Origin of the sequence: Campylobacter hyointestinalis subsp. lawsonii (assembly GCF_013372165.1) — a bacterium.
In the GTDB taxonomy this organism is placed as follows: Bacteria; Campylobacterota; Campylobacteria; order Campylobacterales; family Campylobacteraceae; genus Campylobacter; species Campylobacter lawsonii.
Genome location: NZ_CP053828.1, coordinates 44048 through 64166, shown reverse-complemented (window position 1 = coordinate 64166; position 20119 = coordinate 44048). Strand labels below are relative to the sequence as shown.

Sequence of the window (20119 nt, the reverse complement as noted above, 5' to 3'; positions counted from 1 at the left end):
TTATTTTAGAGCCTCTTTGATGTTTGATATTACATAGTCAAATTCGCTATCGCTCATATCAGCATACAATGGAAGTGCTATTGATAATCTATCTGCTGCATAACTCATTAAAAAATCATCATCTTTGAAGCCATTTTTATTTTTATAATATGTCAAAGTATGGATAGCGTGAGTTCCTTGTCTAGTTGCTATGTTGTTTGATTCTAAACGCTCCATTAGATTATTTCTCTTTACATTGATTCTATCTATTTGTTCTTTGGTTAAATTTGAAATATCTTCACCGGCAGTAAATAGGCATACGTAGGATTGGTATCCATGTTTATAATTATCTGGAACAAATGGTGATACTAGCTCTGGTATATCTTTTAAAGCCATATCATATTTAGTAGCAATCTTTCTTCTACCATTCATGATAAACTCTTTTTTATTCATCTGACAAACGCCTAATGCACCTTGTATATCAGTCATACGATAGTTATAACCCCTCATTGTAAAATCAGGTAGCAATGATCCGCCTTTTTCTTTGTGTCTTTGCAAGTCGCTTTTGCTAGCACCATGATCTTTGAGTTGCGAAACTTTATTGGCTATTTCTTGATTATTAGTGATCAGCATACCACCTTCGCCTGTAGATATAGATTTTCTAGGGTGAAAAGAAAAACAACCACAATCCCCAAAAGTCCCAGAATGCTTTTCTCCTATCCAGCCATCAAAACCACAAGCACTATCTTCAATAACCCTTAAATTATATTTTTGCGCTAAATTCATTATATATGGCATATTTGCACATAAGCCAAATAAATTAACAGGCATTATAGCTTTAATAGCAGAATCACTCTTTATAATACTTTCAAGTTTTGTTTCATCTATATTAAAAGTTTTTAAATTTATATCGCAAAATATTACCTCTGCTCCTGTATATTCAACAGCATTTGCACTAGCTATGTAAGTAAAAGAAGGAACTATTACCTTATCTCCTCTTTTAATATCCATAGCCTCTAAACCCAAATGTAATGCTGTCGTGCAATTGCTTGTTGCATGTGCAAATTTACTTTTTGTAAATTCAGCGAACATATCTTGAAATTTAGCTACATTTGGACCTTGAACTACCCATCCTGTTTCTAATGGTTTTACTATGGCTTCTTTTTCTTCATCTGTAAATATCGTTTTTGTAATAGGAATATTCATCATAAATCTCCGTAAAATTTTTTTCTAAATTCTTGTTGTGTCAAAATTTTTGCATTTGGATAGTATTCTAAAACTCTATCTCGATTATTTTCATCTTTTAATCCAACATAACGAATATCGTTTTCGAATATCATTGGAATTTGCATTACACGTTTATACCACTTTCTAATATCACTATAAATATAATCTGCAAAACCATGGTAGCTTATAGAATTAGAAGTAAAATTTTGAGAATCTAAATTTTCATCTTCTGATAGTTGTGAAAATACAATATCATTCCAGTCTAGATCATTAAAAAAATCCAATAGATTCATATTTTTATTGTCTAGTTTAAAATATCTATTGTTATCTATGTCTAATAGCACCCATTTACCATCAATTTTTACTTCAATCAATGTATGTCCATTATCATACGAATTCCATTTATCCATTGTCAAAAATGATACTAGTCGACTTTCTACATTGTACTCTTTTAAGATATTCAATACCAACATAGAAATATTGCCACAAGTTAAAGATATTTTTTTAGTAGTCATTTTTTTTAACATATCTGTTTTTGATAGTTTGTCATCTAAATTTCCGTGCACATGGAGATAAGATAATGCCGATAATAAAGCTTTTACATCACCATTATAGACAATAAAATTTCTGCTAATACCTCTATTAAAATCTACTAAATAATAATATCCCTCTACGCTCATATTATAGCTACCCCCCCCCCATATATAATTATTAGGGGGTATTATTAGATCGCTATTCTCATCTAATAAATTTCTAGATTTTATATCATCTAGTGCTTCTAATTTAATAGCTTTACTTCCGATAAAAAATATAACTAAATTATCGCTATAATAGCTGTCGTAATTTTTAATTGTTTTGTATTTTTTAATCCCTATCTCTCCTAGGATAGAATTTATATTATTTTTTGCTTCATTATAAATAGTATCATAGTCAAAAGAAAAATACAAAATATTTAATAGCAATAGAGCAATTAATGGTTTATTTTTAAATATCATTAACCTTTTATCCCTTTTGCTTCTCTCCAAGCGATCAATTTTTTTAATCCATCTTCTAAAGAATATTTATATTTAAATCCTAGCTCTTTTTCTGCTTTTTGCCTTGAACCAATTCTATTTTGTACAAACTGCCTAGCATCATCAGCACTATATGGAATATAATTTATTTTTAGATCAGATTTTTTTAACTTTAGCATCAGATTACAAAGCTCTTTTATTGTTGTCTGAATCTCAGTACCTACATTATAATATCCAAATTTTACATCTGATTTAACTGCTGCTATATTACATCTAGCAATATCTTCTACATATATAAAATCATACGCTTGACTTCCATCTCCATTAACACTAGGAGCTTCATTTCTATCTATTTTATTTAAAACTATTGGAACCACACCGCTGTATACGGCATGCTGATCTTGTCCTGGACCATAAACATTCATATATCTAAGACCTATAATTTCTAAACCGTATCTATCATTATAAGCAGTACACATAGCCTCACCTGCTATTTTTGTAGCTCCATAAAAGTTTTTATTGTTAAATGGATGATTCTCTTCCATAGGAACTTGAACCGCATCTCCATATACTGACGCAGATGAACTATATATAAGTTTTTTAACTTTATGTTTCACACAAGCTTCAAGCACATTGAAAGTTCCAGATATATTCACATCAAATGCTGTTCTTGGGAAATCTTTACAATGGAGCAACCACATAGCCGCTAAATGAAATACATAGTCTATACCTTCCATTGCCTTATCTAGTATGTCAATCTCTCTCACATCTCCACCATATGGAAATATAAAACATCTTGGATCTTGTAAGCTATCTTCTATATTTTCGATTTTACCTCTTGTAAAATTATCATATATAATTACTTCTTTTACAGGCTCTTTAAGAAGCTCTCTTATAACAAACCCACCAATAAATCCCGCAGCACCTATCACTAATACTCTTGCATTTTCTAATTTATTTAACATATTTATTCTCCGTTATTTTAGTGTTCTATATTAATTATATATTCTCAACTATATATCCTAATTCTTCATCGCTAAGATAAGGATTCATCGGTAAGCTCATTATCTCTTTTGACACTATTTCTGCTACTGGAAAATCACCTTCATTATAGCCAAGATAAGTAAAGCACTCTTGCAAATGAAGTGGTTTTGGGTAATGCACTGCAGTTGGGATGCCTTTTTCTTTCAAACTAGTTTGCAAACTATCTCTATACTTGACCCTGACAGAATACTGAGCCCACACAGATGAAGCTCTCTCATCTATATATGGTATTATGACGTTTTTATCTTGTAGCAGTTTTGTATACTTGCTGGCTACTTCTTGTCTAAGTTTCATATCTTTATCATAATGGCTAAGTTTTACATTCAAAATTGCCGCTTGTATTGTATCAAGCCTTCCCCCAAGCCCTATATATTTATGATAATATCTCTTTGTTTGTCCATGAATTCTAAGGGATTTTAGCTTGTTTGCTAAATCTTCATCATTAGTAAAACATGCACCACCATCACCATAACAGCCAAGCGGTTTAGCTGGAAAAAATGAAGTAGTAGATATATCCCCAAGCACTGAGTCGCTAACACCGCCAAATGTAGCACCAAAACTCTGAGCACCATCTATAATGACTTTAAGATTGTGTTTTTTAGCTATCAAATTTATAACATCCATATCTGCCGGCTGTCCATATAAAGATACAGGAATGATCGCTTTTGTTTTTGGAGTGATTTTTTCTTCCATTTTAGTAGCGTCTATATTGTAAGTCTTCTCATCAATATCTACAAAAACAGGCTCAGCCCCCAAAAATGCTATCATCTCGGCTGTAGCTATAAATGTAAATGGAGTGGTTATTATTTCATCGCCTGGCTTGATATCTAATGCCATCATTGCAAGTAGCAAAGCATCTGTACCAGATCCGCAAGTGATAGCGTATTTTGCTCCAGTAAATTTCTCTAAATTTGCTTCAAGCTCTTTAACCTCTTCACCCATTATAAAATTACAATTTCTAGCTACTTTTAGTAGTGCATTTTCTATCTCATCTTTATAAAGATTATGTTGGTATCCTAAATTTGCGAAATCTATTTTCATTTATTACTCTTTTATTAAAACTAGATTATCATTTTCTAGCTTGTACTTTGTATTATCACATTTATCTACAGCTACACCATTGTCATCAAATTTAAGCGTATTACCTGCGATACTTACCCAGCCTATTTGGCGAGCTGGAACCCCAACCATAAGAGCAAATGGCTTTACATTTTTATTAACTACTGCTCCGCTACCAATAAGCGCATACTCACCAATAGTTATACCACACACTATTGTAGCATTTGCCCCAACCGAGCAACCTTTTTTTAGCAATGTTTTTCTAAACTCATCTTTTCGCACTATAAATGCTCTTGGATTAATTACATTTGTAAAAACCATAGAAGGTCCTAAAAATACATCATCTTCTACTTCTACGCCCTCATATATAGATACGTTATTTTGAACTTTTACTCCATTGCCAATACTCACTTTTGGACCCACTACACAATTTTGTCCAAAAGAGCAATTTTTGCCTATCTTTGAGCCGATAAGAATATGTGAAAAATGCCAAATTTTGGTATCTTCTCCTATTTCTACATTTTCATCTATATATGATGATTCATGGGCGAAATAATCATGCATCAAAGCACCTTTTTACAAAACGGATGATACTCACCTTTTAGACCAAGTGGATCCATTTTTCTTATTTGAGAGACTATGTTTATAGAGTTTCTAGCTTCGTCTAGCCCAAAACCATCGCCACTTAATATATGCTCATAGCTTCTAGTATGAAGCTCTGTAAAACCACCGGAGAATTCAAATTCTTCACCATTGACAGTTATGCTTCTAAATGTTGTTTTGCCACTAAGTTTAACATCTTCTGGGATATAATTATAATTTACAGATAAAAACCACCTGACATTTGCATTTTTAAGCTTCATAAATCCGGCATTTACATCTTCATTTTTTATATGAACGATATTTTCCTCAACAGAACCAAAGATCCAAGAAAGCATATCAAAAAAATGAACTCCAATATTCGTAGCTACACCACCACTCTTACTCTCATCGCCTTTCCAAGATACAAAATACCATTTGCCTCTACTTGTAAGATAGGTAAGATCTATATCATAAATTTTATTTGGATCTTCTTGCAATTCTTTTGATATTTTTTCTTTTAGAGCTATGATAGACTCATGGAGTCTTAATTGAAGTATATTATAAACTTTTTTGCCACTCTCTTCTTCAATGATTTTGAGTTGATCTATATTGTGTGGATTTAAAACTAATGGCTTTTCGCATATAGCATAAGCGTTATTTCTAAGAGCAAATCTTATATGGCTATCATGGAGATAGTTTGGAGTAGCAATGCTTACATAATCTATCTTATCATCATGAGATCTATGATACTTATCTACAAATCTGTCAAACCTTTCAAATTCTGTAAAAAAACTCGCTTGTGGAAAAAAGCTATCCATGATACCAACACTATCGTTTTTATCAAGTGCTGCAACTAGATTATTTCCTGTATCTTTTATAGCTTTCATATGACGTGGAGCTATATAACCACCAACCCCTATAAGCACAAAATTTTTACTCATTAAAGTCTCCCATCTGCATTATTAAGTATTGATTTTATATCATAAACTATATTTTGATTTGTTTTTAAATTTAGGGCTTTAAATTCATTGTGAGCTACTGCTAAAACTATGGATTTATATTTTGATACATCGAATTTATCTAATAAATTTATATTATATTCGCGTTTTACATCAACTTTGTCAGCCCAAGGATCATAAACATCAATATTACAACCAAAGTCTTTTAATTCATTTATTATATCAATAACTCTACTATTTCGTATATCTGGGCAATTTTCTTTGAATGTTATGCCAAGAATTAAAACATTAGAGCCAACTATAGTAAAGCCTTTTTTTATCATTAGCTTAACTACTTGTTCAGCTACAAATATCCCCATATTATCATTTATACGACGTCCTGCTAGTATAACTTCTGGATTATAGCCTACTTCTTGAGCTTTATGAGTAAGATAGTATGGATCTACACCGATACAATGACCACCTACTAGTCCTGGCTGAAACTGTAAAAAATTCCATTTTGTAGATGCTGCTTTTAGTACCGCATCTGTATCTATACCAAGACGATTAAATATCATAGCTAATTCATTAATAAAAGCTATATTAATATCTCTTTGAGAGTTTTCTATAACTTTTGCGGCTTCTGCTACTTTGATATTAGGCGCCATATGAGTACCAGCAGTAATTATAGAAGCATAAAGTTCATCTACTTTTTTACCTATTTGCGGAGTTGATCCAGATGTTACTTTAAGTATTTTTGTTACTGTATGTTTTTTATCTCCCGGATTTATCCTTTCTGGACTATAGCCACAAAAGAAGTCTATATTAAATTTCAAATTTGAATACTCTTCTAAAATAGGAACACATACTTCTTCTGTAGCTCCTGGATAAACTGTAGATTCATATATTACTATATCGTCCTTATTTAGCACTTTACCTACTGTTTGGCTTGCTTTTATAAGAGGAGTTAAATCTGGTCTTTTATTTTTGTCTATTGGAGTAGGAACCGTCACAATATAGATATTACAATCTTTTATATCATCAATGTCAAGAGTAAATTTCATATTGTTGTTTATAGCTTCTTCTACTTGCCCCTTTGAAAGTTCTAGAGTTCTATCATACCCATTTTTTAGCTCATTTATACGCCAACTAGCCACATCAAAACCAACTACTTCATATTTTGATGAAAAAGCATGGGCTAATGGAAGCCCAACATACCCCAAACCAATTACGCAAATTTTGTTCATTTGTCATCTTTATAATTAATTAAATTAATAATATTGAAGCGTATTATACAAGATACAAAGTTAAACAAACTTTATACTATAAATACAAGCGAATTCCTGATAAATTTATCAAATTTAACACACAAAAATAATCTAATCTCATGCTAAGTTAAATTTAAATTTATCATTCACATTCAAAGTAGAACTCACAAATGTATGAAATTTAATCCCCATAAAATCAAGCTCTAAATGATAATTTGCACCCAGAAACTGTGAGTTTGTCACCTTTGCTTCAAACTCATCGCCAACTACAATCTCTTCTGGGCGAAACATAAAGTTTTTCGTCTCTAGCCAGCTTTGAAATTTAGTCGGCAAAACTTTAGCTAACGACCTATCTATAACGTTTATATCGCCTAAAAATCTAGCGATCTTCTCGGTTTTTGGTTTAAAATACAGCTCCTTTGGCGTCCCAAAAGCCACTATCTTTCCACCATCGATGAGAGCTATCTTGTCGCTGAGCAAAAATGCGTCAAATTTATCGTGAGTTACCATTATAGCAGTTATGCCGTTTTGCTTTATCATCATTTTTAGCTCATTTCTAAGCACGTTTTTTAAGTGTGCGTCTAAATTTGCAAAAGGCTCATCAAGAAGTAAAAGATTTTCTTTGTTTGCAACAGCCCTTGCAAAAGCCACCCTTTGAGCCTGTCCCCCGCTGATCTCATCTATCATTTTATCTTTTAGCTCTGCGATATGAAATTTATTTAGTAGCTGAGTAACTCTTTTTTGTCGCTCGTTTTTTGGGAGTTGATGCAGTGCAAATGCGATATTTTGAGAAACGTTTAGATGAGGAAATAAAGCGTAGTTTTGAAACATCATCGCGACTTTTTGGCTCTTAATACAAGCTCCGTTTTTACAAACGATATCCCCAAATATCTCTATATCGCCGCAAGTTGGCGTTTCTATGTTCGCTATTATCCTAAGCAAAGTGGATTTTCCACAGCCGCTTTGTCCTAAAACAGTCAGAATTTCTCCAGCATTTAAAGATAAACTCAGATCATCTAGCACGGTCAAATTTCCAAATTTTTTACTTAGATGCGTGATTTTAAGTAGTTCTTTCATATGACCCCTATAAACTTTTGCCGTATTATACATTTATTTAATTAATGATATCTAATATCATTAATTGCTTACAAAAATCAAATGCTTTAATGAAACAAGCAAAAGCTTCATCTAAATTTAGGTATAATAACCGCATTTTGGAGAGCTTATGAAATACTTTTATTCATCATTTATCGTTACTTTGATAGGGCTTGGGATAGCATATCAAATAGGTGGTTTTTTGGCGGTTTATATCTGCTTTTTACTAGGTATTTTAGAGATCAGTCTTAGCTTTGATAACGCTGTTGTCAATGCAAAAGTTTTATCTAAAATGAGTAAAATTTGGCAAGATAGATTTATACTTTATGGCATACCTATCGCTGTTTTTGGTATGAGATTTTTATTTCCAGTGCTTATAGTTTCAGTGGCCGCAAGCCTTGGTATGTGGGAAACTTTCTTACTAGCCTTAAATGATCCTGATACATATCATACTGCTTTAGCAGCAAATAAAAATCAAATTTATATCTTTGGCGGAGCATTTTTGCTTATGGTGTTTTTATCATTTTTCTTCGAGAAAAAGGATATAAAGTGGATAAAGCTAGTAGAGGATAATTATCTTATCCATATCCTTACTAAAACAGATAATATGCCATTATTCATAGCTATTTGCGTCGGTATGATCATGACGTATCTCACACAAAATATTAGCTACACATTATCATATTTTGGGGCTATTTTACTCTATATGGCATTATCGCTTTTTGATGAGATATTTAGTGCTAATGGCGTTAAAAGTGGGATAATGGGATTTTTATATCTTGAAGTTTTAGATGCTAGCTTTAGCTTTGATGGAGTTATAGGAGCGTTTGCGATGAGTGAAAATATCTTTATCATTATGATAGGTCTTGGCATAGGAGCTATGTTTGTTAGAAGCCTTACTTTATTTATGGTGCATAAAAAGACGCTTGAGAGCTTTATCTATCTTGAACACGGCGCACATTACGCTATTTTGGCGTTAGCTATCATTATGTTTATAAATATTTTTCACGAGATCAGCGAAGCAGTGACTGGAACTATCGGCTTTGGCTTTATTTTAGTTGCGTTTTTAAGCTCGATCTATCAAAAACGAAAATCGCAAAAGTAAAAAAATGGTTAAAATTTGCGGTATAGATGAGGCTGGACGAGGTGCATTAGCTGGCGAATTAGTTGTTGCGGGATGTGTTTTTAAACCTAAATTTATAGATGAGCTCTTAACTATCGGGCTAAATGACTCAAAAAAGCTGAGCGAAAAAGCGCGCGAAAAAATCTTTTTAAAACTAGAAAAAATGAGTGATTATCTAGTGGTTTATTTTAGAAATACAATAATTGACGAAATCGGGCTTAGCGAGTGCTTAAGACGTGCTTTAAAGGTTATCAAAAATCATTTTAAAGAGTGCGATTTTATCTATGATGGAAACTGCGATTATGGTGTCAAAAATATAAAAACCATCATAAAAGCCGATGCTAGCATACTTCAAGTAAGCGCGGCAAGTATCATCGCAAAAGTCAGCCGCGATAGACAGATGAGAAGCTTTGATAAGATTTACCAAAGCTTTGGCTACGCTAAACACAAAGGGTATGGAGTGAAGGCTCACGTTGAAGCTTTAGCTAAATACGGCGCAAATGATTTGACAAGAAAGAGTTTTTGTGTGAAAAATTTGGAGAAAAATTTATTTGATTTTACTTAAATTTAGGCTAAATTTGGAGTAATTTATTTGGAGTTTGTCTATGGATATTTTAGAATACTTTTACGAAAATCCGCCTAAAAATGGTAAATTTATAGATAGAAAACTAAAACCAAGCGGAAACAAAATCCTTTTAAAAGGTGGCTTAAATAGCGGTAAAACTACGATTTTAACAGAGTATTTGCAAAACTTCAAAGACAGAGAATTTTTATATATAAACTTAGATGATGCAAGAATAAACGAACTAAATTTCTTACTAAATTTAAATGATTTTATAGAAACAAAAGGCATAAAAGCACTTGGAATAGATGGAGTAAAAAACGACTTTAAATTACAATTTAAATGTGAAAATATCATTATTTCAACTTGCTATAACTCTTTAGAGCTTGAGGGGTTTAGCGATTTTTTTATTAATGGATTTGATTATGAAGAGTTTATCGCAAATTATGGTAAAAACTACGAAGCAAGGACGCTTTTTAGCCATTTTTTAGCACGTGGAAACATGGTAAAAACAGCGTTTTTGCAAGATTTTGAAATAACTGAGTTTTTGCAAACAAAACTCAGATCTGTTTTTAAACCGCTTTTGATATCTGTGATTTCAAAACTAGCCTTGCAAATTCATCAAAATTTCAATGCTTATAAAATATATAAAGAGTTAAAAACACATACTAAAATCTCCAAAGACAAAATTTATGAAGCCGTGCGTGAATTTGAAGATATAAATTTGATATGCTTTGTACCACATCTTGATGAAAAAAGCAGTTTTAAAAGAGTGTATTTTTATGATTTTGGCTTAAAAAATGTATTAAGTTACGAAAAAGATCCAAAAATAACGGTTGCAAATATGGTCTTTTGTGAGCTTTTAAAGCTACAAAGCAAGATCTATTTTGATGATAAAATAGACTTTTATCTACCTCAAAAAAACATAGCCATAAAAATAGAACCATTTTTACCGCCCGAACTCATCTTTCTTAAATTTAAAAAACAAATAGATCATTTTAAAAATTTAGGTATTAAAAAAATTTGCATCATCAGTAATGCAAATGAAGCAGACAACGCATTTGAAGGCGTAAGATGCGTGATCGTGCCGTTTTGGAAATGGGCAGTAACACTTTGATAAAAACATAAAATTCTATAGCCAGTCTTAACAATGAGCTATATAAAATTTGTTTTATAACCTTTTAAATAACTCTAAAATCGCATTTATCTCTTTTTTAAATTTAGTGATATCAAGTCCGGTTTCATCTAACGGAGTTTTTAAATTTAGCGCTAAGCTATCATGACCTTGATTTATATATACTAAAACTTTATCGTCTGATATTTTGACTATGGCATCACAGCCAAATGTCTCTTTTAAATTTGATATATCAAGTTCATTTTGGATATGCTTTTTAAATTTAGAACTAACAAAAAGTCCGTAAAATAGCCTATTTTTAGTAATTTTATCTTCTAAACAAACATCATAAAACAGAGCTTCAAACTCATCAAATTTGACCGCAAAAAGCGGATAATAGTTTATAACTGCGTTTTTGTCATTTTCATCTTGTAAAAACTCTACTTTATCAAGCGGTAATGTTAGCTTATCAAAGTCAAATAATTCTGCTAAAACTCTCTCTTTTAGTCCTGCTTCAAAGTCGCTTGTGATCTTAAATTTATAGTGATAATAAATATATAAAGTAGTAAAAACTCCAGCTATCAAAGCCAAAAAAACATCAAAAGCAAATAGCAAAACAGCAACAATAAAACCCGCAAATGCAGAAGTGAAAATCAAGGTCAAAAGCTTAGCTTTCAACCTTTTTCTAGTGAGTTCTAGCTCTTTTAGGCTCATTATTCTTTAGATTTTGCCATTCTTTTTCTCATAGTTGGATCAAGGTAGCGTTTGCGAATACGAATATTTATAGGAGTTACTTCTACAAGCTCGTCTTCTTCTATCCACTCTAAAGCACGCTCTAAGCTATGTTTGCGTGGTGGGACTAGCTTGATAGCATCATCACTTCCGCTAGCTCTAACATTTGTTAAATTTTTACCTTTTATAGGATTGACATCAAGGTCATTTGGACGGCTATGTTCGCCTATTATCATACCGACATAAACTTTAGTTTGTGGATCGCAAAAAAGGACGCCACGATCTTGTAAGTTAAATAGTGAGTATGCCAACGCCACGCCATTTTCCATACTGACTAAAGCACCATTACTTCTGTGTTCGACTGAGCCGCTTAGTGGGCGAAATTCCAAAAAGCTATGGTTCATAACGCCCTCGCCTTTGGTGTCAGTTAAAAACTGACTTCTAAAGCCGATAAGCCCGCGCGCTGGTATCTCAAACTCGATCCTAGTTTGACCATCGCCTGTTGGATTCATACTCACCATTTCAGCTTTTCTTTTGCCTAGTTTTTCTATCACGGCGCCAGTACAATCATCAGGCGCATCGATTACTAAAAGCTCATAAGGCTCACACTTAACCCCATTGATCTCTTTGACAATCACCTCAGGTCTGCCAAGACAGAACTCAAAGCCCTCTCTACGCATATTTTCAGCTAAAATTGTGATCTGTAATTCGCCACGACCACTTACTTTAAATTTACCCTCACCTATATTTTCATATTTCATAGCAATATTTGTCTTCATCTCACTCTCTAAACGCTCATCAAGTTTATTTGAAGTTACAAATTTGCCCTCTGTTCCAGCAAGTGGAGAGTCATTTACGCTAAATACAACACTAAGTGTCGGCTCTTCGATATGGAGTGGGTCAAGTGGCATAGGATTATTTGGATCAACAACACTATCGCCAACATCAAGCGTCTCAAATCCTGCAATAGCCACGATATCACCAGTTTTAGCTTCGTTTATGTCCATTCTATCAAGTCCGAAAAATCCGATAAGTTTGCTTATGCGTCCGGTGGTTTTTGTGCCATCAGCTTTAGCTAACATTACGCTTTGATTTTTACTGATTTTACCATTAAATATACGAGCTATACCGATTTTACCTACATAATTATCATAATCTAGAGTGAAAACTTGGAGTTGAAGAGGATTGTCGTCTTTTCCGCTTGGCTCTGGAACGTGAGCTAAAATAGTCTCAAAAAGTGGCTTCATATCTACGCTTTCATCATCAAGCTTAAGCTTTGCATAACCATTTTTAGCAGCGGCATAAACTACAGGAAATTCTAGCTGCTCATCAGTAGCGTCAAGTGCGACGAATAGATCGAAAATTTCATTTATAACCCTATCTGGATCTGCTGCTGGTTTGTCGATTTTGTTTATAACAACTATCGGACGAAGACCTAAGCTAAGAGCTTTTTTTACGACAAATTTAGTTTGTGGCATAACGCCTTCTTGTGCATCTACAAGAAGTAAAACCCCATCTACCATCTTTAAAACACGCTCAACTTCACCACCAAAATCGGCGTGTCCTGGAGTATCTATAATGTTTATTTTATGGTCTTTATAACGAATCGCTGTATTTTTACTAAGAATTGTAATTCCACGCTCACGCTCAATATCATTGCTATCCATCACCCTCTCACCTACTGCTTGATGTTCGGTAAAGGTTCCTGATTGTTTTAGGAGTTCATCGACCATTGTGGTTTTACCATGATCAACGTGGGCGATAACTGCAATATTTCTTATCTTTTCCAAATGTTTTCCTCATGCGTTTTAAATTTTAGTGGCTGATTATATCCAAATTTTACTTAATCTAAATATTTACAATAAAAAATATCTAAAAACTTAACTTAATAAATTTAAAAACCACTTAAGCTTAAACACTTCGTGGGCGTGATGACGTGGCTAAAAACGCCTTGTTAAAATCAAAAATAAACGAAAACTCTTTAAAGATGCTATGGCAGAGGTGGTGTGCAAATTTCAAATTCTTACACTCAGTCTCATTTCATAACGTATATATTAAGAAATTTAGTATGACTTTCATGCTAGTTACCATCGTCATAGTGGCTTATGCAGATCATAGCAGTAAATAATTCTTAAATTTAAGCTATATATTTGTAAAATGGCAGATAAAATATAAACAAAAAAAGGGTGATAATGTTACTAACAAATTCCGTAGTGCTTAGTGTTTTGCTTATGTGTGTTTTGTGCTTACTGCGATTTAATGTCTTTTTAGCCATACTTATCTCGGCTTTGGCTGCTGGAATGTTTGCTGGAAAAGGTCTAGTAGAAACCACGAATTTACTCATAACAGGAATGCAAGGCAACTTAGAAACCGCACTTAGCTACATACTTCTTGGAACGCTTGCTGCAGCTATCAGTATGACAAATTTAACTCCTATCTTGATACATTACGTTAGTAAATTTATTAGTAAAAAGGTTTTTTGGTTTTCTTTGAGTATAGCTTTTATAGCCTGTTTTTCACAAAATCTCATACCGGTTCATATAGCTTTTATACCGATTTTGATACCGCCTTTACTTGCTTTGATGAATAAACTTAGGATAGATAGAAGGGCAGTGGCGTGCGCACTTACTTTTGGGTTGCAAGCCCCTTATGTAAGTATTTCGGTTGGTTTTGGTCTTTTGTTTCATACTATTCTTAAAAAAGAGCTTGGAAATAACGGCATTAACGTAGAGATAGGCGATATAAGTAGCGTTATGTGGATAGGTGGTGTAGCTATGCTCATCGGTTTAGTTTTAGCTCTATTTTATTATAGAAAACCTAGAGATTATATGCAAAGTGCTTTAGAAAGTAAAGAGCTAAAAGTAGCACAAAAAGAAGATCTTCATATGGGGCAAAAAGAGTGGGTAGTGCTTGGCGGTGCGGTGATCGCTTTTGGCGTCCAAATTTGGAGTAGCTCTCTTCCTTTAGGAGCTCTTTTGGGGCTTATCGTTATGATAATATTTGGCGGTATAGAGTATAAAAAGATGGATAAAGTTATGGAACAAGGTCTTGCTATGATGGCTTTTATTGCTTTTATTATGCTTGTGGCTGCTGGATTTGGCTCTGTGATACGAGAGACTGGCGGCATAAATGAGCTTATAAATTTTGCGAGTTCTATAGGCGGTGGTAAGCTTGGTGGAGCTATTATAATGCTAGTTATCGGACTTCTTGTAACTATGGGTATCGGAACTAGTTTTGGGACTATCCCTATCATCGCAGCTATTTACGTGCCACTTTGCGTAAGCCTTGGATTTAGTGTTCCTGCTACTATACTTTTAGTCGGTATAGCTGCAGCCTTAGGAGACGCAGGAAGTCCTGCGAGCGATAGTACTTTAGGGCCGACTTCGGGACTAAACGCCGATGGTAAGCATAGCCACATCTATGATACTTGTGTGCCGACTTTTATATTTTTTAATATCCCACTAATCGTATTTGGCGTGGCGTGTTCGCTATTTATTTAATTTAAACAAATCTAAGAAATTTTTACTTTAAGCCTAAATATTTAATTTAGGCTTAAAACTTATCTTAAACAAACGATATTAAACTCACTCATCAAACTAAGCTTTAAATTTGCTTTATTTTAATAATTTAATTTTTTGTTTTAAAATAAAGCATAAATTTGGTAATAGAATTTATTTGTGTGTGAATTTTTGTAACAAAAATAATATTTTTTTATTTTATTCATAATAATTTTTTTGAATTTTAGACTTTTACTGATATTATATATAATAAAAATAATTATAAGGAGAATTGATGCTAGAACAAAGCGTTTCTTGGATAGGCTTTTTTATTTGCCTTATTCCAATCGCCATTTTTTTCGTATCTTTAGTGTGGTTTAAACTTCAAGGTTGGTTGGCAGCTGGTTTGACTGTGTTTGCATCGACGATAATCGCCATTTTTTACAATGACATAAGTTTAGCTCGTAGTTTTGCTCTGTTTTTAGAGGGTTTTTTAAAAGGCATGTGGCCGATTGCGTGGATTATTATCGCTGCCATTTTCTTGTATAAATTAAGCGATAAAAGTGGGTATTTTGCTATCTTAAAGCATAGCGTCATTAGCATCACGCCAGATCATCGCATTCAAGTTATCTTGATAGCTTTCTGCTTTGGTTCATTTTTAGAAGGTGCTATCGGCTTTGGTGGCCCTGTGGCGATAACTGCTGCACTTTTAGTCGGTCTTGGGCTTAGACCTCTTTATGCTGCTGGGCTTTGCTTGATAGCAAATACCGCGCCTGTTGCGTGGGGTGCTGTTGGTATTCCTATCATTGCTATGGCTCAAAGTGTAGCAAATATATCAAATGCCGATCAAAATATGATCTCAGCTATGGTTGGTCGTATGATTTTGCCTATTACGATATTTGTGCCATTTTTTTTAGTATTTTTGATGGATGGCTTTAAAGGGGTAAAAGAGACTTTTCCAGCTGTATTTGTAGCTGCTATTAGCTTTGGGGTAGCTCAATTTATCAGCTCAAACTACATAGGCTCAGAGCTTCCTGATATTCTCTCAGCCGTTTTTTCTTTGATTTGTACTACCTTATTTCTTAAAATTTGGAAACCTAAAAATATCTTTAGAGTAGATGGAAGTGATATAGAACAAACAAAGCAGATAAATGGCAAGGAGTTATTATTTGCGTGGGTGCCATTTTTGATCTTGATAGTAGCCATTGTAGCGTGGCAAATTCCGGCCTTTAAAGCACTTTTTGCAAAAGGCGGGATATTACACTACACAAATATCATATTTAGCATAGCTCCAGGTGGAGATGCTAATATAGCTACAAAATGGAATTTGGATCTGATAAAAAGCGCTGGAACTGCGATTTTTATAGCCGGTCTAATATCAGCTCTCATCCTTCTTATTAGAAAAAAGATTGATACAAAAACATTTTGGAGTGCAGCTGGTGAGACTTTAAATGATATGAAAATCCCGGTTTTTACAATAGGTCTAGTTGTGGCATATGCTAGTATAGCAGCTAGTAGCGGACAAGCTAGAATTCTAGGTCAAACACTAGCTCAAACTGGCGATGCGTTTGCGTTTTTTAGCCCTATCATAGGTTGGCTTGGGGTGTTTTTGACAGGCTCTGATACAAGCTCAAATTTACTTTTTGGCTCACTTCAAGTAGAGGCTGCTAAGGTCATAATGAGCTCTCCTGGGGCAGCTGTAAAAGAAGGGCTTGATACCTTATTTTTAGCAGCAAATACATTTGGTGGCGTGGTTGGTAAGATGATTAGTCCCCAAAGCATAGCCATAGCTTGTGCTGCTGTGGGGCTAGTGGGAAAAGAGAGCGATTTATTTAGATTTACTGTGAAATACTCTATAATATTTGTCATATTTTGTGGTGCTATCACTTGGATTTATGCTCATTTCTTGTATGATTGGATACCGCTAGTTTGATTATCAAATTTGATTGACAAATTTGATTTGGTTAATGGAATTTTAGATTTAAACTGCTAAAATTCCTACTATTTAAAAATTTATCAAATTTAAAAAGGAAAAAATGAAAGTTTATTTATACAGCACTTGCTTAGGGCAAGTTAGCATGAATCAAATGGTCTTAAGTGCCATAGAACTTTTGCAAAAATGCGGTGCTGAGGTGATTTACAAAAAAGACCAGACCTGTTGTGGGCAGCCATCATATAACACCGGATATTTTGAAGAAACTAAAAAAATCGCACTTTATAATATGGAGCTATTTGGCGATGGCGATGAGCCTATTTTAATAGCATCTGGGTCTTGTGCTGGTATGATGATGCATGACTATGTAGAGCTTTTTAAGGGCAATTTATATGAACAAAAAGCTATCAAATTTGCATCTAGGTGTATGGAGATATCTCAGTTTTTAGATAAACATCTACAAGTAGTTGATAAGGGTGAGCCTATAAAGGTTTCTTGGCACTCAAATTGTCATGCATTAAGGGTGGCAAAAAGCATAGAATCTAATAAAAATTTGATTAGAAAATTAGCAAATGTAGAGCTTATAGAGCTTGAAAGAGAAGAAGAGTGTTGTGGGTTTGGTGGGACTTTTAGTGTAAAAGAGCCTGAAATCTCAAATGAAATGGCACTAGCAAAAATAGCAGACATCGAAAAAACAGGCGTAAAATACCTAATCAGTGCCGATGGCGGCTGTCTTTTAAATATCAATGGCACGATGAAAAAAAATGCCAAAGATATAAAATGCGTTCATTTATATGATTTTTTACTAGCTAGACTAGATGGAAAAAACATAGATGAAAGGAGTATTTGATGAGTGAGCATTCTGAGATTATAGTCACAAAAATTGCCGATAAACAAATGAGACAAAATCTAGATAGTGCCATGCATACCTTGCAAAAAAATCGCAAAAATTTGATAGCTAGTAACTTCACAAACTGGCAAACCCTAAGAGAACAAGGCAAAAATGCAAAGCAAAAAGCCCTAAATAACCTTAGCTCTCTTACTAGTGAATTCATCAAAAATGCCGAAAATAATGGCTTTATATTGCATTTTGCTAAAGATGCAAAAGAGGCATGCGAATGCGTTTATAATCTCATGAAAGAAAATGACATTGATACCATTTTAAAAGGTAAATCAATGGCAAGTGAAGAAATCCATCTTAATCACTACCTAAAAGAACGAGGGCTAAATCCGCTTGAGACAGATTTAGGCGAGGTGATTATACAGCTTTTAGATGAGCCACCAGTTCATATAGTTGTTCCAGCGATTCATAAAAATCGTTATGAAGTAGGCGAGATATTTGCTAGTAAATGGGGCGTGAAAAAAGAGAGTGAGCCTGAGAAATTAAACGCAATCGCAAGGACAAAAATGCGAGATGAATTTAAAAAGCTAAAAATGGGTTTAAGTGGTGTGAATTTTGCCATCGCAAATGAAGGGGCGATATGGCTCATTGAAAATGAGGGAAATGGCAGAATGAGCACAACTATGCCTGATATTCATATCGCAATATGTGGAATAGAAAAAATAGTTCAAACTATAGAAGATGCCGCCACAGTTGATACATTGCTCTCTCCAAGTGCCACTGGTCAATTCATCTCAAACTACAATAATATCATTGCTGGCCCAAGAAAACAAGGTGAGCTTGATGGCCCAAAGGAGTGCCATATCATACTCTTAGATAATGGCAGAAGCGATATGCTAGCCCATGATGAGTTTAGTGAGGCACTTCGTTGCATAAGATGCGGGGCTTGTATGAATTTTTGCCCTGTTTATGACAAAATCGGTGGCCATAGCTACCGCGCTGTTTATCCAGGGCCAATTGGCGAGGTAATTAGCCCACAACTTTTTGGCATGGATAAATACTCTGATATCACTGAGCTTTGCTCACTTTGTGGGCGTTGTTCTGAGGTCTGCCCTGTAGAAATCCCTCTAGCTGATCTCATACGAAAACTTCGCCGAGATAAAAATAACCCACAAACTAGCAAGCTAAAAACCAAAACTAAACGAAAACTTATGCAAAGCCTAGTGTTTTTAGGCTATAGCAAGGTTGCGACAAGCCCATCAAAATGGCGTGGTATGCTAAGTATCGCTTCAAAAGCAGATAAAATGATCCATAAAATCAAATTTTTACCTATTTTAAAATCATGGCAAAAATATAAAGAATTGCCAAATTTAAAAAATGATTTAAACTCACAAATAAGCAAATTTAAAGGCGTGATATATGAGTAAAGAAAGTATTTTAAACGCATTAAAAAATGGCTTTAAAAGAAGCGTAGATAATCAAGCCACACCAGACCCAAGTATCTTTATAAAAAACATAGATGATGATTTGGTGCGAGAGTTTATACAAAGAGCAGAAGCAAATAAAACCATAATCATAAATAGTAACCAAGAAAATCTTAGCAAAGATATAAACGAAATCATCAAAAATGAAAATGCTAAAAATCTCATCTATCCAGTCTCTTTAAAAGACCTAGCAAACGACTTAAAAATAGAGCAAAAATTTGCTTTTGAGAGTGAGATAGAGAGCTTTAAAGAGCGTATTTTTGAGTATGATATCAGTATCATTAAAGCTAGGGGTGGTGTCTCATCTCACGGCGTAACTTGCGTAAGCTCAAGTGATAACCCAAGGCTTTTGAGCCTTACACCTAGAGTTTGCGTGGCGATTTTAAGCAAAGATGACATTGTGTATTCATTAAGCGATCAGCTAAATAAGATCAAAAACGAAGATGGGCGTTTGCCGACAAATACTATTTTTATCTCAGGACCTAGCAGGACTAGCGATATTGAGCTTCAGCTAGTTTTAGGTGTGCATGGTTCGCAAGTATTTTATGTAGTTTTGATCTAAGTTTAACTAAACTATCTAGCATTTAATAGTGATGGATAGTTTATCCTTTATGCTAAATTTATTCAA

18 protein-coding genes are annotated in these 20119 nt (G+C 33.9%); 8 read left to right on the top strand and 10 right to left on the bottom strand.

What is annotated here, in order from left to right; genetic code table 11:
* From CHLWT_RS00345 to CHLWT_RS00310, 8 genes are all read right to left on the bottom strand, one after another.
* Window positions 1–1185 (bottom strand): DegT/DnrJ/EryC1/StrS family aminotransferase, encoded by a 1185-nt coding sequence (locus CHLWT_RS00345; RefSeq protein WP_111985628.1) that lies wholly within the window; start codon window positions 1183–1185, stop codon window positions 1–3.
* Entirely contained in the window at window positions 1185–2201 is a 1017-nt protein-coding gene (locus tag CHLWT_RS00340; RefSeq protein WP_176320844.1) for a hypothetical protein, read from the bottom strand. The genes CHLWT_RS00345 and CHLWT_RS00340 overlap by 1 nt, the downstream gene beginning before the upstream one ends.
* On the bottom strand, window positions 2201–3184 hold the full coding sequence (locus CHLWT_RS00335) for an NAD-dependent epimerase/dehydratase family protein (RefSeq protein WP_063997457.1): 984 nt from the start codon (window positions 3182–3184) through the stop codon (window positions 2201–2203). Before CHLWT_RS00335 ends, CHLWT_RS00340 begins: the two co-directional genes overlap by 1 nt.
* Before the next feature lie 34 nt (window positions 3185–3218).
* The gene (locus CHLWT_RS00330) at window positions 3219–4304 is read right to left on the bottom strand and encodes a DegT/DnrJ/EryC1/StrS family aminotransferase (protein ID WP_112000271.1); all 1086 of its coding nucleotides are present in this window, start codon (window positions 4302–4304) and stop codon (window positions 3219–3221) included.
* A gap of 3 nt (window positions 4305–4307) precedes the next feature.
* Window positions 4308–4886, bottom strand: a complete 579-nt coding sequence (locus tag CHLWT_RS00325) for an acyltransferase (protein ID WP_063997455.1) — start codon at window positions 4884–4886, stop codon at window positions 4308–4310.
* Complete coding sequence (locus CHLWT_RS00320) at window positions 4886–5845, bottom strand: Gfo/Idh/MocA family oxidoreductase (RefSeq protein ID WP_063997454.1); 960 nt, start codon at window positions 5843–5845, stop codon at window positions 4886–4888. The genes CHLWT_RS00325 and CHLWT_RS00320 overlap by 1 nt, the downstream gene beginning before the upstream one ends.
* Entirely contained in the window at window positions 5845–7089 is a 1245-nt protein-coding gene (locus CHLWT_RS00315; protein WP_112000270.1) for a nucleotide sugar dehydrogenase, read from the bottom strand. Before CHLWT_RS00315 ends, CHLWT_RS00320 begins: the two co-directional genes overlap by 1 nt.
* Before the next feature lie 138 nt (window positions 7090–7227).
* Entirely contained in the window at window positions 7228–8187 is a 960-nt protein-coding gene (locus CHLWT_RS00310) for an ABC transporter ATP-binding protein (RefSeq protein ID WP_111971344.1), read from the bottom strand.
* Window positions 8188–8335: 148 nt separating this feature from the next.
* On the opposite strand from CHLWT_RS00310, the gene CHLWT_RS00305 reads away from it, so the two are divergent.
* From CHLWT_RS00305 to CHLWT_RS00295, 3 genes are read left to right on the top strand one after another with little or no spacing between them, the layout of a single operon-like run.
* Window positions 8336–9310, top strand: coding sequence for a DUF475 domain-containing protein (locus CHLWT_RS00305; RefSeq protein ID WP_112000269.1), 975 nt, complete (start codon window positions 8336–8338; stop codon window positions 9308–9310).
* A gap of 4 nt (window positions 9311–9314) precedes the next feature.
* A complete protein-coding gene (locus tag CHLWT_RS00300; RefSeq protein ID WP_112000268.1) occupies window positions 9315–9893 on the top strand; it encodes a ribonuclease HII in 579 nt (192 codons plus the stop codon).
* Between the two features lie 40 nt (window positions 9894–9933).
* A complete protein-coding gene (locus tag CHLWT_RS00295) occupies window positions 9934–11007 on the top strand; it encodes an ATP-binding protein (protein WP_112000267.1) in 1074 nt (357 codons plus the stop codon).
* Between the two features lie 54 nt (window positions 11008–11061).
* Here CHLWT_RS00295 and CHLWT_RS00290 read toward each other — a convergent pair whose 3' ends face one another.
* Both CHLWT_RS00290 and typA read right to left on the bottom strand, forming a co-directional pair.
* Window positions 11062–11718 carry a hypothetical protein gene (locus tag CHLWT_RS00290; RefSeq protein ID WP_112000266.1) on the bottom strand — a complete coding sequence of 219 codons (657 nt, stop codon included), beginning with the start codon at window positions 11716–11718 and terminating at the stop codon, window positions 11062–11064.
* The gene (gene typA / locus CHLWT_RS00285; RefSeq protein ID WP_112000265.1) at window positions 11718–13526 is read right to left on the bottom strand and encodes a translational GTPase TypA; all 1809 of its coding nucleotides are present in this window, start codon (window positions 13524–13526) and stop codon (window positions 11718–11720) included. Before typA ends, CHLWT_RS00290 begins: the two co-directional genes overlap by 1 nt.
* A 402-nt stretch (window positions 13527–13928) precedes the next feature.
* Between typA and CHLWT_RS00280 the strand changes: the two genes are divergently transcribed.
* The 5 genes from CHLWT_RS00280 to CHLWT_RS00260 all read left to right on the top strand — a co-directional run bounded on the left by CHLWT_RS00280 (window position 13929) and on the right by CHLWT_RS00260 (window position 20053).
* A complete protein-coding gene (locus tag CHLWT_RS00280; RefSeq protein WP_063997446.1) occupies window positions 13929–15236 on the top strand; it encodes a Na+/H+ antiporter family protein in 1308 nt (435 codons plus the stop codon).
* A 292-nt stretch (window positions 15237–15528) separates the two neighbouring features.
* Window positions 15529–17166, top strand: coding sequence for an L-lactate permease (locus CHLWT_RS00275; protein WP_112000264.1), 1638 nt, complete (start codon window positions 15529–15531; stop codon window positions 17164–17166).
* 103 nt (window positions 17167–17269) lie between these two features.
* On the top strand, window positions 17270–18016 hold the full coding sequence (locus CHLWT_RS00270) for a (Fe-S)-binding protein (protein ID WP_063997444.1): 747 nt from the start codon (window positions 17270–17272) through the stop codon (window positions 18014–18016).
* Window positions 18016–19434, top strand: coding sequence for a LutB/LldF family L-lactate oxidation iron-sulfur protein (locus CHLWT_RS00265; protein ID WP_112000263.1), 1419 nt, complete (start codon window positions 18016–18018; stop codon window positions 19432–19434). Before CHLWT_RS00270 ends, CHLWT_RS00265 begins: the two co-directional genes overlap by 1 nt.
* A complete protein-coding gene (locus CHLWT_RS00260; RefSeq protein ID WP_112000262.1) occupies window positions 19427–20053 on the top strand; it encodes a LutC/YkgG family protein in 627 nt (208 codons plus the stop codon). The genes CHLWT_RS00265 and CHLWT_RS00260 overlap by 8 nt, the downstream gene beginning before the upstream one ends.
* The last annotated feature ends 66 nt before the right edge of the window (window positions 20054–20119 follow it).

Excerpts from the sequence above, each read along its gene's own strand:
- CHLWT_RS00290 (WP_112000266.1), bottom strand. The coding sequence starts at position 11,718 with ATGAGCCTAAAAGAGCTAGAACTCACTAGAAAAAGGTTGAAAGCTAAG.
- CHLWT_RS00310 (WP_111971344.1), bottom strand. The coding sequence starts at position 8,187 with ATGAAAGAACTACTTAAAATCACGCATCTAAGTAAAAAATTTGGAAAT.
- CHLWT_RS00305 (WP_112000269.1), top strand. The coding sequence starts at position 8,336 with ATGAAATACTTTTATTCATCATTTATCGTTACTTTGATAGGGCTTGGG.
- CHLWT_RS00270 (WP_063997444.1), top strand. The coding sequence starts at position 17,270 with ATGAAAGTTTATTTATACAGCACTTGCTTAGGGCAAGTTAGCATGAAT.
- CHLWT_RS00340 (WP_176320844.1), bottom strand. The coding sequence starts at position 2,201 with ATGATATTTAAAAATAAACCATTAATTGCTCTATTGCTATTAAATATT.
- CHLWT_RS00265 (WP_112000263.1), top strand. The coding sequence starts at position 18,016 with ATGAGTGAGCATTCTGAGATTATAGTCACAAAAATTGCCGATAAACAA.
- CHLWT_RS00320 (WP_063997454.1), bottom strand. The coding sequence starts at position 5,845 with ATGAGTAAAAATTTTGTGCTTATAGGGGTTGGTGGTTATATAGCTCCA.
- CHLWT_RS00330 (WP_112000271.1), bottom strand. The coding sequence starts at position 4,304 with ATGAAAATAGATTTCGCAAATTTAGGATACCAACATAATCTTTATAAA.
- CHLWT_RS00315 (WP_112000270.1), bottom strand. The coding sequence starts at position 7,089 with ATGAACAAAATTTGCGTAATTGGTTTGGGGTATGTTGGGCTTCCATTA.
- CHLWT_RS00260 (WP_112000262.1), top strand. The coding sequence starts at position 19,427 with ATGAGTAAAGAAAGTATTTTAAACGCATTAAAAAATGGCTTTAAAAGA.
- CHLWT_RS00300 (WP_112000268.1), top strand. The coding sequence starts at position 9,315 with ATGGTTAAAATTTGCGGTATAGATGAGGCTGGACGAGGTGCATTAGCT.
- CHLWT_RS00280 (WP_063997446.1), top strand. The coding sequence starts at position 13,929 with ATGTTACTAACAAATTCCGTAGTGCTTAGTGTTTTGCTTATGTGTGTT.
- CHLWT_RS00275 (WP_112000264.1), top strand. The coding sequence starts at position 15,529 with ATGCTAGAACAAAGCGTTTCTTGGATAGGCTTTTTTATTTGCCTTATT.
- CHLWT_RS00325 (WP_063997455.1), bottom strand. The coding sequence starts at position 4,886 with ATGCATGATTATTTCGCCCATGAATCATCATATATAGATGAAAATGTA.
- CHLWT_RS00335 (WP_063997457.1), bottom strand. The coding sequence starts at position 3,184 with ATGTTAAATAAATTAGAAAATGCAAGAGTATTAGTGATAGGTGCTGCG.
- CHLWT_RS00345 (WP_111985628.1), bottom strand. The coding sequence starts at position 1,185 with ATGAATATTCCTATTACAAAAACGATATTTACAGATGAAGAAAAAGAA.
- CHLWT_RS00295 (WP_112000267.1), top strand. The coding sequence starts at position 9,934 with ATGGATATTTTAGAATACTTTTACGAAAATCCGCCTAAAAATGGTAAA.